The 12,783-nt window shown below is 64.7% G+C and carries 14 protein-coding genes; 9 read left to right on the forward strand and 5 right to left on the reverse strand.

Annotated elements, in window-relative coordinates:
• The first annotated feature begins 124 nt into the window (after positions 1-124).
• The 5 genes from H8R02_RS30900 (at position 125) to H8R02_RS28030 (ending at position 2,370) form a co-directional block, all read left to right on the forward strand.
• Entirely contained in the window at positions 125-418 is a 294-nt protein-coding gene (locus H8R02_RS30900) for a DIP1984 family protein (protein ID WP_354004993.1), read from the forward strand.
• Between the two features lie 257 nt (positions 419-675).
• The gene (locus H8R02_RS28015; RefSeq protein ID WP_187084995.1) at positions 676-966 is read left to right on the forward strand and encodes a hypothetical protein; all 291 of its coding nucleotides are present in this window, start codon (positions 676-678) and stop codon (positions 964-966) included.
• A gap of 102 nt (positions 967-1,068) precedes the next feature.
• A complete protein-coding gene (locus H8R02_RS28020; RefSeq protein ID WP_187084997.1) occupies positions 1,069-1,539 on the forward strand; it encodes an HNH endonuclease in 471 nt (156 codons plus the stop codon).
• Positions 1,540-1,555: 16 nt separating this feature from the next.
• The gene (locus tag H8R02_RS28025; RefSeq protein ID WP_187084999.1) at positions 1,556-1,948 is read left to right on the forward strand and encodes a hypothetical protein; all 393 of its coding nucleotides are present in this window, start codon (positions 1,556-1,558) and stop codon (positions 1,946-1,948) included.
• Positions 1,945-2,370 carry a VOC family protein gene (locus tag H8R02_RS28030; RefSeq protein ID WP_187085001.1) on the forward strand — a complete coding sequence of 142 codons (426 nt, stop codon included), beginning with the start codon at positions 1,945-1,947 and terminating at the stop codon, positions 2,368-2,370. Before H8R02_RS28025 ends, H8R02_RS28030 begins: the two co-directional genes overlap by 4 nt.
• 35 nt (positions 2,371-2,405) lie before the next feature.
• Here the strand turns inward: H8R02_RS28030 and H8R02_RS28035 are convergent, their stop codons facing one another.
• A complete protein-coding gene (locus H8R02_RS28035) occupies positions 2,406-3,092 on the reverse strand; it encodes a hypothetical protein (protein ID WP_187085003.1) in 687 nt (228 codons plus the stop codon).
• A 358-nt stretch (positions 3,093-3,450) separates the two neighbouring features.
• On the opposite strand from H8R02_RS28035, the gene H8R02_RS28040 reads away from it, so the two are divergent.
• Both H8R02_RS28040 and H8R02_RS28045 read left to right on the forward strand, forming a co-directional pair.
• The gene (locus tag H8R02_RS28040; protein ID WP_187085005.1) at positions 3,451-3,726 is read left to right on the forward strand and encodes a BrnT family toxin; all 276 of its coding nucleotides are present in this window, start codon (positions 3,451-3,453) and stop codon (positions 3,724-3,726) included.
• Positions 3,683-3,958: a BrnA antitoxin family protein gene (locus H8R02_RS28045; RefSeq protein ID WP_187085007.1), complete on the forward strand. Its 276-nt coding sequence runs from the start codon at positions 3,683-3,685 to the stop codon at positions 3,956-3,958. The genes H8R02_RS28040 and H8R02_RS28045 overlap by 44 nt, the downstream gene beginning before the upstream one ends.
• Before the next feature lie 79 nt (positions 3,959-4,037).
• Here the strand turns inward: H8R02_RS28045 and H8R02_RS28050 are convergent, their stop codons facing one another.
• From H8R02_RS28050 to argH, 4 genes are all read right to left on the reverse strand, one after another.
• Positions 4,038-4,316: a hypothetical protein gene (locus tag H8R02_RS28050; RefSeq protein WP_187085009.1), complete on the reverse strand. Its 279-nt coding sequence runs from the start codon at positions 4,314-4,316 to the stop codon at positions 4,038-4,040.
• A gap of 131 nt (positions 4,317-4,447) precedes the next feature.
• On the reverse strand, positions 4,448-8,653 hold the full coding sequence (locus H8R02_RS28055; protein ID WP_187085011.1) for a DUF6531 domain-containing protein: 4,206 nt from the start codon (positions 8,651-8,653) through the stop codon (positions 4,448-4,450).
• A gap of 10 nt (positions 8,654-8,663) precedes the next feature.
• On the reverse strand, positions 8,664-9,362 hold the full coding sequence (locus H8R02_RS28060) for an Ig-like domain-containing protein (protein ID WP_187085013.1): 699 nt from the start codon (positions 9,360-9,362) through the stop codon (positions 8,664-8,666).
• A 103-nt stretch (positions 9,363-9,465) separates the two neighbouring features.
• Positions 9,466-10,866 (reverse strand): argininosuccinate lyase, encoded by a 1,401-nt coding sequence (gene argH / locus H8R02_RS28065; RefSeq protein WP_187085015.1) that lies wholly within the window; start codon positions 10,864-10,866, stop codon positions 9,466-9,468.
• A gap of 65 nt (positions 10,867-10,931) precedes the next feature.
• Between argH and H8R02_RS28070 the strand changes: the two genes are divergently transcribed.
• Positions 10,932-11,981 carry a histidine kinase gene (locus H8R02_RS28070; RefSeq protein WP_187085017.1) on the forward strand — a complete coding sequence of 350 codons (1,050 nt, stop codon included), beginning with the start codon at positions 10,932-10,934 and terminating at the stop codon, positions 11,979-11,981.
• Positions 11,978-12,733, forward strand: coding sequence for a LytR/AlgR family response regulator transcription factor (locus H8R02_RS28075; protein WP_187085019.1), 756 nt, complete (start codon positions 11,978-11,980; stop codon positions 12,731-12,733). The genes H8R02_RS28070 and H8R02_RS28075 overlap by 4 nt, the downstream gene beginning before the upstream one ends.
• Positions 12,734-12,783 lie beyond the last annotated feature (50 nt).

The following is a 12,783-nucleotide window of genomic DNA, read 5'->3' on the forward strand; positions in this document are numbered from 1 at the left end:
CTTCGACCACATCACCACAGCCCGCTACTACCGAATGAAGACTTAACCGAAGAGGCCCGGGTGGGTCAGATTTACTTCGGCGGCCCGATGGGAAGGTGGGTCAGGATTAAGTCGGCGTTGACAGCTGGAGAAGCTTGTCACCTCGATCAATGCGGCCAACCTTCGCAGCAAGCTTCCCGATGGTCGCACCCTGACCGCCGCCATCGCTGCCCGCGACAGCCTGATCCAGCGCCACGCGCTCCTGCAGTCCGCCATTGGCGCGACGCAGAAGGAGCCGGACCGATACAGCGTGCGGGAGATCAAATGGGTTGCTGCCGTGGACGTTGCGAAACTCCAGCGGCAATCCGAGGATCTTGCCCGCCAGATTCGCGAGTTGAACGCCACAATCCAGGAAACGAACTGGAAGATCGAACTATGAGTTTTGGAGGTGCCGGGCGAGCGTGGGACCCTGGCACGGGGCCGGGGGGTCGAAAACTTACCGGGCCCGCTCTGGAGCGCGATGGGCAGCGCATGACTCACATCTCAGCCCATCACATCGCACCGGTGAAATTGCACGCAGCATCATGCACCACCACACGCTGACGGCACCTCCTACCCGAATGAGCTGTAACCAGCTAGTCAACAGGGCGCACAAGGGTGGCGGCTCCATTCTGTCGCACCGTCCTTGGTCCCCCCATGATTGATGCAGCACTGGCGCAAGCAGTTGTGCAACGACTGTCCGCACTCTGTGGCGAGCGTCTGGAGGATTTCACATCCGAGATTCAGGACGATGCGACATTCTTGTTTCTCACTTGTAGGCTGCCGTACGGAGGGCCTGTCGATCTCCCGAAAGAACCGCGCTCGCAGATCGTGGCGAAGCTCAATGAAATGGTCCCAGCACATCCTGAGCAGAAGCTCGGAAGCTGGCAACTAAACGTGAATCGAGGAGCAGGAATTGCAGATGCTTTGTTCCCGCAAGAGGGCTAAATTGCACTGATGGGCCCCGCGGACGTCGTGAGACAAACATGTGAGCTCTTGGTTCGCGCAGGACCGGGGGCCGCCGCTGCATTCGTCCGAAACGAGTATCCGTTGTCGAAGCCGCAGACCACGCGAACGACCTGGGCACCGCTTCGGTGTATGCCTGTCTTTGTTCGTGACCGCTTTACGGACAGGTACAGCGGCACGCCGTTGGTGTTCCCAGGGGCGTTGCGGCTTCTCTCCCTGCTGATGCCGACGGAGTTTCCGTTTCATCCCAATTGGCGGCAGTCTGAGACGCATCCTGCTTACTGGGAGCTCTCGCCCACCATCGACCATGTGGTGCCGCTGGCACGCGGCGGAACTGACGATGAATCAAACGTCGTGACAACGTCGATGCTTCGGAACGCGGCAAAGTCCAATTGGACGCTGCAAGAGTTGGGATGGTCGGTGTTGCCCGTCCCGGCAGAGAGTGGATGGGATGGGCTCCTCCCGTGGTTCATGGAGGCTTATGAGCAATTCGAGGTCGCGCGCGAGCACCTCGGTACACGCGAATGGCACAGGGTGGCGAAGAGTGCGGCTTGACATTTCAATCCTGCTGATGACAGCCATGCTCGCCGCTTGCGAAGACCCGCAGACGCGCGACGTCAAGGCACGCCTGGTGGGCACGTGGTTCGCCGAGTCGCAGGAGCACGGCGGCGTCGCTCGAAGAGCACTCACGCTGGAAGCGGGCGGTCATCTGAAGGAGAGCGTCCGCATCATTGCTCCCAATGGCGCCTCGGACCTCGAGTCGCGGGAGGGTGAGTGGTTCTTCGACGGGGTGAACCTCAAGCGCAAGTACACATACGTCGATGGCCAGCCGCTCACGAACGCGCATTTCATCTACGACACGCACGAGCTGAGGTCCGTGACGGCTTCCGAGCTCGTGGCGGTCAGCAACGTAGGCCGGGGCGAGTTGCGCTTGAAGAGAGAACAGGGCGGGGTGAGGCCGTGAGCGAGCGCTCCAAGCGTGCTCTCGGATTGGTATCCCTTGTCGTGCGCGACTATGACGAAGCTTTGGCCTTCTTCGTGGATGTCCTTGGGTTCGAGTTGGTCGAAGACACTGAACTACCGGCGCAGGGCAAGCGGTGGGTCGTCGTTAGCCCCGGAGAGTCTGGCGCGCGGCTTCTCCTGGCGAAAGCATCGTCGGAGGAGCAGGCGTCGCGGGTGGGCGCGCAGACCGGAGGGCGGGTCTTCCTCTTTCTCTACACCGACGACTGCTTGCGTGACTACTTGCGATTCAAGGCATTGGGTGTGAAGTTCGTGCGGGAGCCGGAATCCCAGCCGCATGGGGTCGTAGCTGTCTTCGAAGACCTTTATGGGAACCTGTGGGATCTCATTCAACCGAACGCGGCGAATCGGAGTTGGGAGTGGTGAGCTTTCGCTGTGACCATCGGTTCGGGCTGCCGTTCTCACGGTGAGCACGTGGTCCGTGTCGGGCACCGCGGCACCTTCGCGTGGAACGTCTGGCCGTTAATGGGGCTATAGGCCTGCAGGAGGAGCACCTGATTTGTCGGATCGCCGATGAAGGACACCGTGTCTCGGTAGGTCGCTGCGACGCCAATGTACGAACTCGCGGTGGGGCACCCGCTCAGCGTGAAGTTCACGTTGAACACGTTCTTGCCGCTCGCGCGCGGGGTCAGGTTTCCTGCGATCACGCAGTTCGTGTATGGCGCTACTCCGGAGAGAACGCCACCCGTGACTGTCATGGTCTGCGGCGCCAGCTTGGGCAGCATGAAAGTCCATGCGCCTTCGACCTGCGACACGCTCGCGGGCTGGTCGTAGTTGTAGTCCTTCTCCGCACCTGCCCGGACGACGGCCACCGTCCGCACGGACTCGCCGGGGAACTCCAGCTTCAGGGTCGGGCTGTTCGGAGGGAAAAGTGTCGAGAGCGGGTTCGACGTGCCGGTAACGAGTTCGGCTGGGCGGAACTGCCGCGACTCCCGGAATTCGGTCAGCGCAGACGGTGACTGGAACACCTGCGACACCTGGTTCTCGACGATCCGGTCGCCCGCGTAGGTGAACGTTCCTTGGGCGAACCAGAGGAGCGGGGAAGCCCCAGCCCCGTTGGCAGCCCATACCTCGCCGTTTTCGAGCACCAGGGCGCTGGCGGTGCTGAAGCGAAGGTCGATCGTGAAACTGAGGAAATCGGGAATGAGGTAAAGCCCTGCTGTAGCTGCGGTGTCGCTGCGGGCGGGGTCGCAGGCGCATCGTCGCCGCCGCCGCAGGCGCCCAGGACCAGTAATAGTGCCCCAGCCGGAACAAGTTGTCTCATGTAGCGCTCCAGCACAGGACGCGCCCGTGCGTGGCTAATCTACGCTGCAAATGCCCGACCGTAGGTGAGTTTCGCCATCGCGACGTGACCGCTAGCGGCGCTCCATCGGCCCCGGTCACACGCCGTCAAAGCCACCGAAACAGCTGTGATTGACGCGCCAGTTTCCGTAGTTACAATAACCCATGCGGGTGACCTACGATCCGGAGAAGCGCGAGTGCACGTTGCAAGAGCGCGGGCTCGACTTCGAGGATGCGAAGTTCGTCTTCTCGGGCGCGACTCTGGAGGTCGAGGACACGCGCAAAGATTACGGTGAAGCGCGCATCATCTGCTTCGGCTATCTTGCTGGTCGTATGGTTGTGGTCGGCTACACGCCGCGTGGCGCGGTTCGCCACGTTTTCAGCATGAGGAAAGCCAATGCCCGCGAGCAAGCACTCGTCGCGCCGCACCTTGAAATCTAACCTCGATCGCGTTGACAGCCACCGCATCAAGAAGTCGGAGTACGAGGAACTGCCTGAGCTCACCAAGGAGATGGTGGCGCGCGCAACCATCAATAAAGGCGGACGTCCTCCGTCCGAGAATCCGCGAAAACAGCTGACGCTGCGGCTTCCCGCTGACGTCATCGAGCGCTGGAAGGCCACTGGACCAGGGTGGCAAACGCGAATGGCCGAACGCCTGAGCCGGGTGCGCTGAGACTTGACGCTCCAGTTGCGATGGTTCTTTGCATTGCGCTGAGGAACAGAAGGCACGCGGCCGGCATACCGCCTTGCTGTTAGAACAGCTTGATTTCAAGGACCAGGTCTGTGATTGAGTGGACGATGTTTTGCTCGGTCAGCCTTGCCGACAGGAGATCGATGTCTTGCTCCTTGTAGCCAGATTGGAAGTCACCGTCCACCACACGCTCCCAATAGAATTTTCTTGGGACGACCAAGTGCGCCAAGTCTGCGTATTCAATGGCCTGGCGCCAAGTGCCGCCGTCAATCGTCCCGCTTTCGAGCAACTCGGCCTCACCTGGAAAGCCACAATTGAAGTATCGGACGCCGTGCTCCAAGCTGCTGAATGTGGTGAATGCGCACCATGAGGGACTGAGGAACGGGTCCCAGTCGCCGCGACCAAGAGTCCTGCTGCAGGTTCGAAGGCAGGTTCTCCACTCTTTGTCATCCATCGCTCACCTTCCGACGACTATGGTTTCTTCGGATCATAGGCAATCACAATTCCCGGGTCAGCCAAGTTCTTCTTCGCGTGAAAGTGCGGGCAGGGATGGTCTTTGTCGGCAGGATGCTCGACGATTTCGCCACCCTCCGGACTTCTGTGTCCGTACGGGTCGTTGCCCGCTCGTTGTCGAAGCTCCTTGTACTTGAGCTGGTCGTCCTTGGTCTTCGGCTTGTTGAACTGATCCCATCCAACCGGCGTCCACTCGGGTCCCACTCCTGCGTACTGCGCAGCGCGGAGAAACGCGTCCGTCCTCGAAGGCTGGTCTCGGCATGGATTCTCGTCCGAAACGTCTTTGCAGGCCTGATAGATTTCATAGCCCAGACTCCCTACGAGTACGAGTGTCGCCGCAGCATCTGCTACAGGGTTCGCCGGGCCGCCGCCGAGGAGAAGTGTCGCGCCAGCGCGAGTCCCAGCCCTCGTTATGAAGCCTGTTGGGTCGAACAGGCCCATCGGATCGGTACGGTCCAGTGGGCTTGCGTTGACATAGATGAACTCATTGGCACCACCTGCCTTGCCGATCGGATCTGGCTGGGTATAACGGTCTCCCGCACCCAAAAGCGTCCGTCGGTAGTTGTCGACCAGCCCGGACTCCTTGTCTCGGTATCGCCCGAGCCCCGAGATATTCAGTTCGATGCCGGGCTTGGTCCACGAGATTCGCGGAATTCCCACTTGATTGGCGGTCGTACTGAGAACATCACTCGGTTCGTTGTTAAGGAAAGCCGAATAGGGCGTCTGCCAGACGGGCTGCTTCGCTGCGTCCGTGATCAATCGTGGTGTACCGATGTGATCCGTGTGGATCGCATACAGCTTCCCGTTTCGGTACATGCCCACGAGAGTCGCCAGACCGTCACGGGTCGGCAACCAGATGAACTCCCCGGTCCCCTTGCTGCCGCTGGTGCCGTTGTCGTATTCACCAAGCAGCGCCCACGACGGAATCTCCCCGTCGCCATACACGAATGCCTGGCCAAGACTCGCCTTCCCCTTGCCTTGCGCAAAGAGCCACCCGAAGTTCTTCCGCAGCCAGTTCGTGAAGCTGTTCCCGAGCTCCACTTCGTTCGGCAACGTCTGCTCCACCTCCGGCTCACTCTTGAACACCCTCTGGCCGAGCGCGGAGTGCAGGTACCGCACGCTCGCGGCTTCGCCGTCCTTCATCACCTTGACCTTGGCGAGGCGGCCCATGTCGTCGTACACGAACGTGCGCAAGCCGTCGGACGTCATCGCCCCGTTCTCGTCGACGCTGTAGTTGACGGTGCTGCTGGTCGTGGAAACGGGTTGCCCGTTCTGCGTGCGCGTGATGGTCTGCGTGAACCCGAGCAGGCGATTGCTGCCGGGGTCCATCTTCAGCGTCTGGTTCGCCGCCTCGGCCAGGTTCGGCTGGTCGAAAGTGCCTTGAAGGTCAACGTCGCTGCCCTGCGTCTCGATGGCCGTGAGCCGGTTCGAGTTCGCGTCCAGCGTGTACACGCTCTTCGCACCGTCCCTCGCGAACGAGACCAGCCTGTCGCGGTTGTCGTAGGCAGCCGTCCAGGTGATCGGCGCCTTGTACAGCTCCGTCGTGGTCGTGGTGCCGCTCACGATCGTGCGCGAGGCCCAGAGGTCCTGCGCGATGCCGGTCATCCTTCCGGCCACGTCGTAGGAATACCGCGCGAACTCGTTGGACACCATGCGCCCGTCCGCGTCGAAGCTGCGGCTGGCCGCGTCCCCGTTGCTCCATGTCCACGACTTCGGCGCCCCGAGCGGCGTGTGGACGAGGTTGTTCACGAAAGCGAGGGCGGCCTTGTTCTTGCCCGGCTCCAGCACGTCGATGCCGCTGATCTGGCCGAGGCTGCGGCGGTAGGTCACCACCAGCCCGCTGCCGTAGCGGATGCTGGTGAGCTCGCCGTGGGTGTAGGTATAGGTGACCGTGAAGCGGCTCGGGCTCGACGGGTTGTCGTTGATGACGACCGTCTTGGTGAGCACGTTGCCCTCCAGGTCGCGCGTGTACGTGGTGCTGCCGGAGCTGTCCTCGATCCTCGAGAGGAAACCGGCTGCGTCGTACGCCAGGGTGGTCGTGTTGCCGGCGTGGTAGCGGATCGAGGTGGGCCGCCCGAGCGCGTCTCGCGTGATCGCCGTGACCTGGCCCTTCGCGTCCTTCGTCTCGACGACGTCGCCGTTCGCGTCGCGCTTGTACGTCATCGTGCCGATGTCCGGCGAGCTCTCGCTCATCGTCTCGCCGAAGGCATTCACCGTGTACGTCGTCTTCACGTTCTTCGGATCGACGACCTGCGTGAGCTGGTCCAGCGGCGTCCACGCTTGCGCAACGGAGGCGTTGTCGGGGAAGGTGGTCGCGGTCGTGCGGCGCAGGGCGTCGAGCGTCGTGCGGGTGGTCTGGTTCAGCGGGTCGGTCTGCGCGACGAGCTCACCGTTGGCGTCGTAGCCCAACTGGGTCGTCTGCCCAGCGGCACCTTGCACGCCGGCCAGCTGGCCGAGTGCGTTGATGACGCGGCGGGTCGCCAGCGCGATGTTGCCGGCCGCGTCCTTCACTTCCTCGCGGACACGGTTGCCGGCAGCGTCCAGCGTGTACGCGACGGCCGAACCGCGGTTGTCCGTGACGCCAACGAGTCGCTGCGCGGCATCGTACGAATACGAAACGACATAGCCGGTGGGCAGGGTCGCGCCTGCAAGCAAGCCGGACGGTGTGTACGAGTACGTGGTGCTCTCGCTGCCGCGCGTTTGCGCAACGACCCGCCCGCGTGCGTCGCGGGAGTACGTGGTGACGAGGCCGTAGGAGTCGACCTGCCGGATCACGCGGCCCGCGCCGTCGAACACGAACGTGGTTTCCTGGCCGAGCGGGTTCTTCACGCTGGTGCGGTTGCCCGCGGCATCATGGCCGTAGCGCCACACGCCACCCTTCGGGTCCGTCATGGCAACGGGCAGGTTGTTCACGGCGTACTCCCAGTGCCACGTTCGTGCTTCGCCGGTCGCGGTGTCCGTCACCGTTTTGGTGAGAACGTTGCCGAGGCTGTCGTACGCCAGGGCGGTGGTCCTGCCGGCCTCGGTGATCAACGTGGGCAGCCGGAAACTCGGATGCCACGTGGTCTGCGTGGTGCGTGCTTCGGGGCGGTTGGCCGCCTCGGTCACGGCCAAAGGCAACGAGCGGCTGGTATCCCACTGCGTCGTGCGCTGCACGCCCGCGAAGTCGTACTCGGCAACCGGCAGGTTCTGCTCGCCGAAGCTGGTGTTCGCCACCGAGCCGCCGAGCAGGTTGGACGAGCCGACCAATCGCACCTGGCCGTCACCGCCCTGCCATAGCTTGGTGACGGTGTTGCCCAAGGCATCCGTCGTCGTGACGCTCAGCTTGTAGAGCGCCGGGTCGACCACATGTCCGGCGACCAGCATGCCGTCGCCGCCGACTGCGCTCGGGTACGAGATGCTCTCCTTGGTCGGCACGCCGGCCATCTGCATCTCGGCGCCGCGCCCATGGGCGTCGTAGCGGTACGCGACGCGAGTGGCGCCGTCTTGCGCCACGCCGGTGAGCGCGCTGGGCCACGTGCTGTTGCCATAGGCGTATTGGCGCGTGCTGCCGTCGGCTCCGCGGCTGGTTGCGAGGCGGCCTGCGCTGTCGAAGGCAAACGCCACCGCGCTTCCATCCGGGAAGCTTGCTCCCGCAAGGCGGCCGCTGCTCTCATAGGACAGCTGCACGGATCGGCCGAACGCATTGGTGATACGCGTGAGGCGGCCCGCTTCATAGGCCAGCTCCGTGCGCCACCCGTTGCGCGCCGTCACCGACACGAGCTTGCCCGCCGTGTCGAACTGCCAGCGCGACTCGTCGGAGCTGCGCGTGAGCAGGAGCCCCGCTGTCGTGTCGACAAGTGTGTCGCGCCGGTTCGTCACCTTCCACGCGCCGTTGATACGCTCGAAGAGCAGCTTGCTGCCATCACCAAAGCGCACGACGGCGGTGGCGTCGGTCTTCTGCACCTGCGCCGCCCAGTTGTGCGCCCAGCGCGCACCCAGGCCGGCATCGACGTTGGCCGAGCTGCGGTAGTGGCGCGTGAAGGTCAGCCCGTTCGGCGCGCTGTCGGCGAAGTCGGTTTCGATTTCCTGCACATCGCCCGTGGCGGGCTGCAGTGCGGCGAACGCCGCAAGCGGCAACAGGGCAACGCAGATCGCGCCTGCGACCTTGTGAACGAATCCCATGATCTCTCCCTTACCGGATGCACACGTCGCAGTTGTCCACGACGATCTGTTTGGTGGCCGGTGCCACGCAGTCGGTGCAGGTGGCCGTGATGGTTGCGGTGGTCGCGCGCTGCGTCGGCGGCGTGTACGTGAACTGGAACTGGCCCGCGGCGTTCGTCGTGCCACTGAGCGGGCCCGAGCCGCTGATCGAGATGAACACCGCCTTGCCCGCGACTGCACTGCCCGCCTGCGTGACGGTCGCCACCTGCGGCAGCATCGGCCCCGCGGGCAGGGCCTTGGTGTGGCTGGGCCCCGAGAGCGATATCTCAGGCGGCTGCGCGGGCTTGGGCGGCGACCACGTGACGCGCGCGATCATGAGCGGCCCGCTGCCGAACCCGCTCACCGAGTTCGACGTGCGCTGGCACACGCCCCACGGCGCGTTGCCCGCGCCCGTCCAGATGGGGCCGGGCACGTAGACGTCGGTCCACGTGTACTGCGGGTAGCCGGCGCGGATGCCGGCGAGGTCCTTCTCGCACAGCTCATGCGGCGTCGCGAAGATGTACGTCGAAGGGTCCGGGTTGAACAGCCCGTACCAGCACTGGTCGGGCCACTGCCCGTACAGCGCCGCGCAGTACCCATAGCCGGTCGGCTGCGCCTGCGCAGCCACCTTGGCCGGCGCGAGGGCGCACGAAAAAACGAGCGCAACGAGCGCCCCGATCCACAAACGCATTCCCCATCTCCTTGGCTCGGCGGATGGGGTGCGAATCTAGGGCGGCAGGCTCAGTTTGTAAAACCTTTTGTTTTCAAGAGTTGCCCGGATGCATCACCAAGACTTACGTCTGTTGACTCAGGCGCGCCCGGTGCCGCTCCACCTGCGCCTTCACCTGCGCCGGCGCCGTGCCGCCGAGCGTGTTGCGCGCGCCCAGCGAGCCGCGCAGCGACAGCGCGTCGTACACGTCCTTCTGGATCGAGGGGTTGAACTGCTGCAGCACCGCCAGCGGCAGCTCCGACAAGTCGCAGTTGTGCGACGTGGCGGCCTTCACCGCATGCGCCACCACCTCGTGCGCGTCGCGGAAGGGCAGGCCCTTCTTCACCAGGTAGTCGGCGAGGTCCGTCGCCGTGGCATAGCCCTTGAGCGCCGCCTGCTCCATCGCCTGCGGCTTCACCGTGATGCCCTCCACCATCTCCGCGAAGATGCGCAGCGTGTCCTTGAGCGTGTCGACGGTGTCGAAGAGCGGCTCCTTGTCTTCCTGGTTGTCCTTGTTGTACGCGAGCGGCTGGCCCTTCATCAGCGTGATCAGCGCCATCAGGTGGCCCACCACGCGGCCCGCCTTGCCGCGCGCGAGCTCGGGCACGTCGGGGTTCTTCTTCTGCGGCATGATCGACGAGCCGGTGGTGAAGCGGTCGGCGATCTTGATGAAGCCGAAGTTCTGGCTCATCCAGATCACCAGCTCCTCCGAGAGGCGGCTCACGTGCACCATCGCGATCGACGCCGCGGCGGTGAACTCGATCGCGAAGTCGCGGTCGCTCACCGCGTCCAGCGAGTTCTGGCACACGCCCTCCATGCCCAGTTGCTGCGCGACGAACTCGCGGTCGAGCGGGTACGTCGTGCCGGCGAGAGCCGCGGAGCCCAGGGGCAGCTGGTTGGTGCGGCGGCGCACGTCCTGCATGCGGTCGTGGTCGCGCGCGAACATTTCCACGTAGGCGAGCATGTGGTGCCCAAAACTCACGGGTTGCGCAACCTGCAAATGCGTGAAGCCGGGCATCACGGTGTCGACGTTCTTGTCGGCGATGTCCACCAGCTTCTCCTGCAGTTCCACCAGCAGGCCGGAAATGAGGTCGATCTCGCCGCGCAGCCACAGGCGCACGTCGGTGGCCACCTGGTCGTTGCGGCTGCGGCCGGTGTGCAGGCGCTTGCCCGCGTCGCCCACCAGCTGCGTCAGGCGCGCCTCGATGTTCAGGTGCACGTCCTCCAGGTCCAGCTTCCACTCGAAGGCGCCGGACTCCACCTCGCCGCGGATCTGCGCCATGCCGCGCTGGATGTCCTCATGGTCTTTCGCGGAGATCACGCCCTGTTTCGCCAGCATGGCCGCGTGCGCGAGCGAGCCCTGGATGTCGGCCAGCGCGAGGCGCTTGTCGAAGAACACGCTGGCGGTGTAGCGCTTGACCAGCTCGCTCATGGGCTCGGAGAAGAGGGCAGACCAAGCCTCGGTCTTTTTTTCAAGCTGGCTCATTCGGTTCTCGGGGGTTTGGGGATGCAGGTGCCGTCCGTCAATAATGGGGCCGGACAGGACGTGGGATGGACGACTCGCAAATTTTATCGACCTTCCAGGAACTACCCGGCACGGCCCGGCAGCGGCAGCAGCGCGCGCCGCAACAGGTGCCGGTGTTCGACGCGTGCCAGATCGGCGTCGTGTTGCGGGCCGTCCTCTTCGTTGAAGCGACCGTCGCGGCCGCCGCGCTGTTCTCCGCCGGCGGCTGGTGGGACTGGCTCGTTCGCACCGCCATCGTCAGCGGCGCGGCCTTGCCGGCCACGCTGGCGTGGCTGCTCGTGGTCTGCAGCATCAAGCGGCCGCTCGCCCGCTGGCGCGTGAGCCGGCAGCACGCCTGCGGCGTCGCGCTGGGCGCGCTGGCCGGCCTGTACGGGTGCGGGATGCTGGCGCTGGTGGGCCTGGGCGAGCAGAAGTCCCCTTGGCTGGCGTCCGCCCTGGCGGGGGCGCTGATGGCGGGGTTTTTCGGGTACGCGCTGGTGCTGCGCTCCAAATTGCTGATGCCGGCGGCGACGACGGCAAGGCTGGCGGAGTTGCAGGCGCGCATCAGGCCGCATTTTTTGTTCAACAGCCTCAATAGCGCCATCGCACTGGTGCGCGACCAGCCGGCGAAGGCCGAGGCCCTGCTGGAAGATTTGAGCGAATTGTTCCGCCACGCCCTCGTGGAACAGGGTGACGCGGTGAAGCTTTCCGAGGAAATCGCCGTGGCCCGCCACTACCTGGACATCGAGCAGGTACGCTTCGGCGACCGCCTGCAGGTGGAATGGGCACTTGACCCCGATGCAGGGGATGCGCGCGTGCCACCTTTGTTTTTGCAGCCGCTTGTGGAAAATGCAGTCAAGCACGGCGTGGAGCCGAGCCCCACCGGCGCGCAGGTCAAGGTGAGCACGCAGAAGCGTGGCGGTGTGGTGGTGATCAAGGTGACCAACACGGTCCCGGGCGGGCAGGGGAGCCCGGGGCACGGGGTGGCGCAGGACAATGTGCGCGATCGCCTTCGCTTGCTCCACGACGTGGAGGCGCAATTCCAGACCATCCTCAAGGATGGCTTGTACCAGGTGCGGATGGAGGTGCCGGCATGACCAGTGGAACGACGCTGCAGGTCCTTGTGGTCGACGACGAGTCGCTCGCGCGCTCGCGTCTGCGCACGCTGCTCGCCGACTGCAACACGCCCTCGGCGGCGCTCGTCGCCGAAGCGATGAACGCCACGGAAGCCATGGAGCAGCTGCGAAGGCACCCGCGGCTCGACGCGATCCTGCTGGACATCCACATGCCGGGCGCCGACGGCCTGGCGCTGGCGCAGGCGCTGCGCTCGCTGCACGACGCTCCAGCGGTCGTCTTCGTCACGGCCCACGCCGAACATGCCGTCACGGCCTTCGAGCTCGAGGCCGTTGACTACCTGACCAAGCCCGTACGGCTCGAACGCCTGCAGTCCGCATTGCAGAAAGTGGAACGGCATCTCGCTGCGCGGCGCGCGCCGCAGGCGCCCGTGGCCGAGGAGGTGCTGGTCATCCAGGACCGCGGCCGCACGGAAAGGGTGCCGCTGGCCGAGGTGCTGTATTTCAAGGCTGAACTCAAATACATCACCGTGCGCACCGCCAGCCGCAGCTACATCCTCGATGGTTCGCTTTCCGACCTCGAAGAGCGCCACGGGCCACGCTTTCTGCGCGTACACCGCAACGCGCTCGTCGCTCGCCGCGCCGTGCGCGCGCTGGAGAAGCACTACGACCCCGAGGAGGGCGAGGGCTGGGCCGTGCGGCTGAACGGCGTGGATGAGTCGCTCTCCGTCTCCCGGCGCCAGCTGAGCGCCGTGCGCGAGGCGCTGGCCAGCTGAGCTTGCCCGGCGCCAGGTCGCGCGCCGGGCCTACACAAGAGTCATCCTGC

The sequence above is a fragment of the Ramlibacter albus genome (genome assembly GCF_014297445.1).
Taxonomy (GTDB): Bacteria; Pseudomonadota; Gammaproteobacteria; order Burkholderiales; family Burkholderiaceae_C; genus Ramlibacter; species Ramlibacter albus.

Coding starts and splice junctions, on each gene's coding strand:
- H8R02_RS28060 (WP_187085013.1), bottom strand. CDS start 9,362: ATGCGTTTGTGGATCGGGGCGCTCGTTGCGCTCGTTTTTTCGTGCGCC.
- H8R02_RS28025 (WP_187084999.1), top strand. CDS start 1,556: ATGACAGCCATGCTCGCCGCTTGCGAAGACCCGCAGACGCGCGACGTC.
- argH (WP_187085015.1), bottom strand. CDS start 10,866: ATGAGCCAGCTTGAAAAAAAGACCGAGGCTTGGTCTGCCCTCTTCTCC.
- H8R02_RS28015 (WP_187084995.1), top strand. CDS start 676: ATGATTGATGCAGCACTGGCGCAAGCAGTTGTGCAACGACTGTCCGCA.
- H8R02_RS28045 (WP_187085007.1), top strand. CDS start 3,683: ATGCCCGCGAGCAAGCACTCGTCGCGCCGCACCTTGAAATCTAACCTC.
- H8R02_RS28055 (WP_187085011.1), bottom strand. CDS start 8,653: ATGGGATTCGTTCACAAGGTCGCAGGCGCGATCTGCGTTGCCCTGTTG.
- H8R02_RS28070 (WP_187085017.1), top strand. CDS start 10,932: ATGGACGACTCGCAAATTTTATCGACCTTCCAGGAACTACCCGGCACG.
- H8R02_RS28040 (WP_187085005.1), top strand. CDS start 3,451: ATGCGGGTGACCTACGATCCGGAGAAGCGCGAGTGCACGTTGCAAGAG.
- H8R02_RS28075 (WP_187085019.1), top strand. CDS start 11,978: ATGACCAGTGGAACGACGCTGCAGGTCCTTGTGGTCGACGACGAGTCG.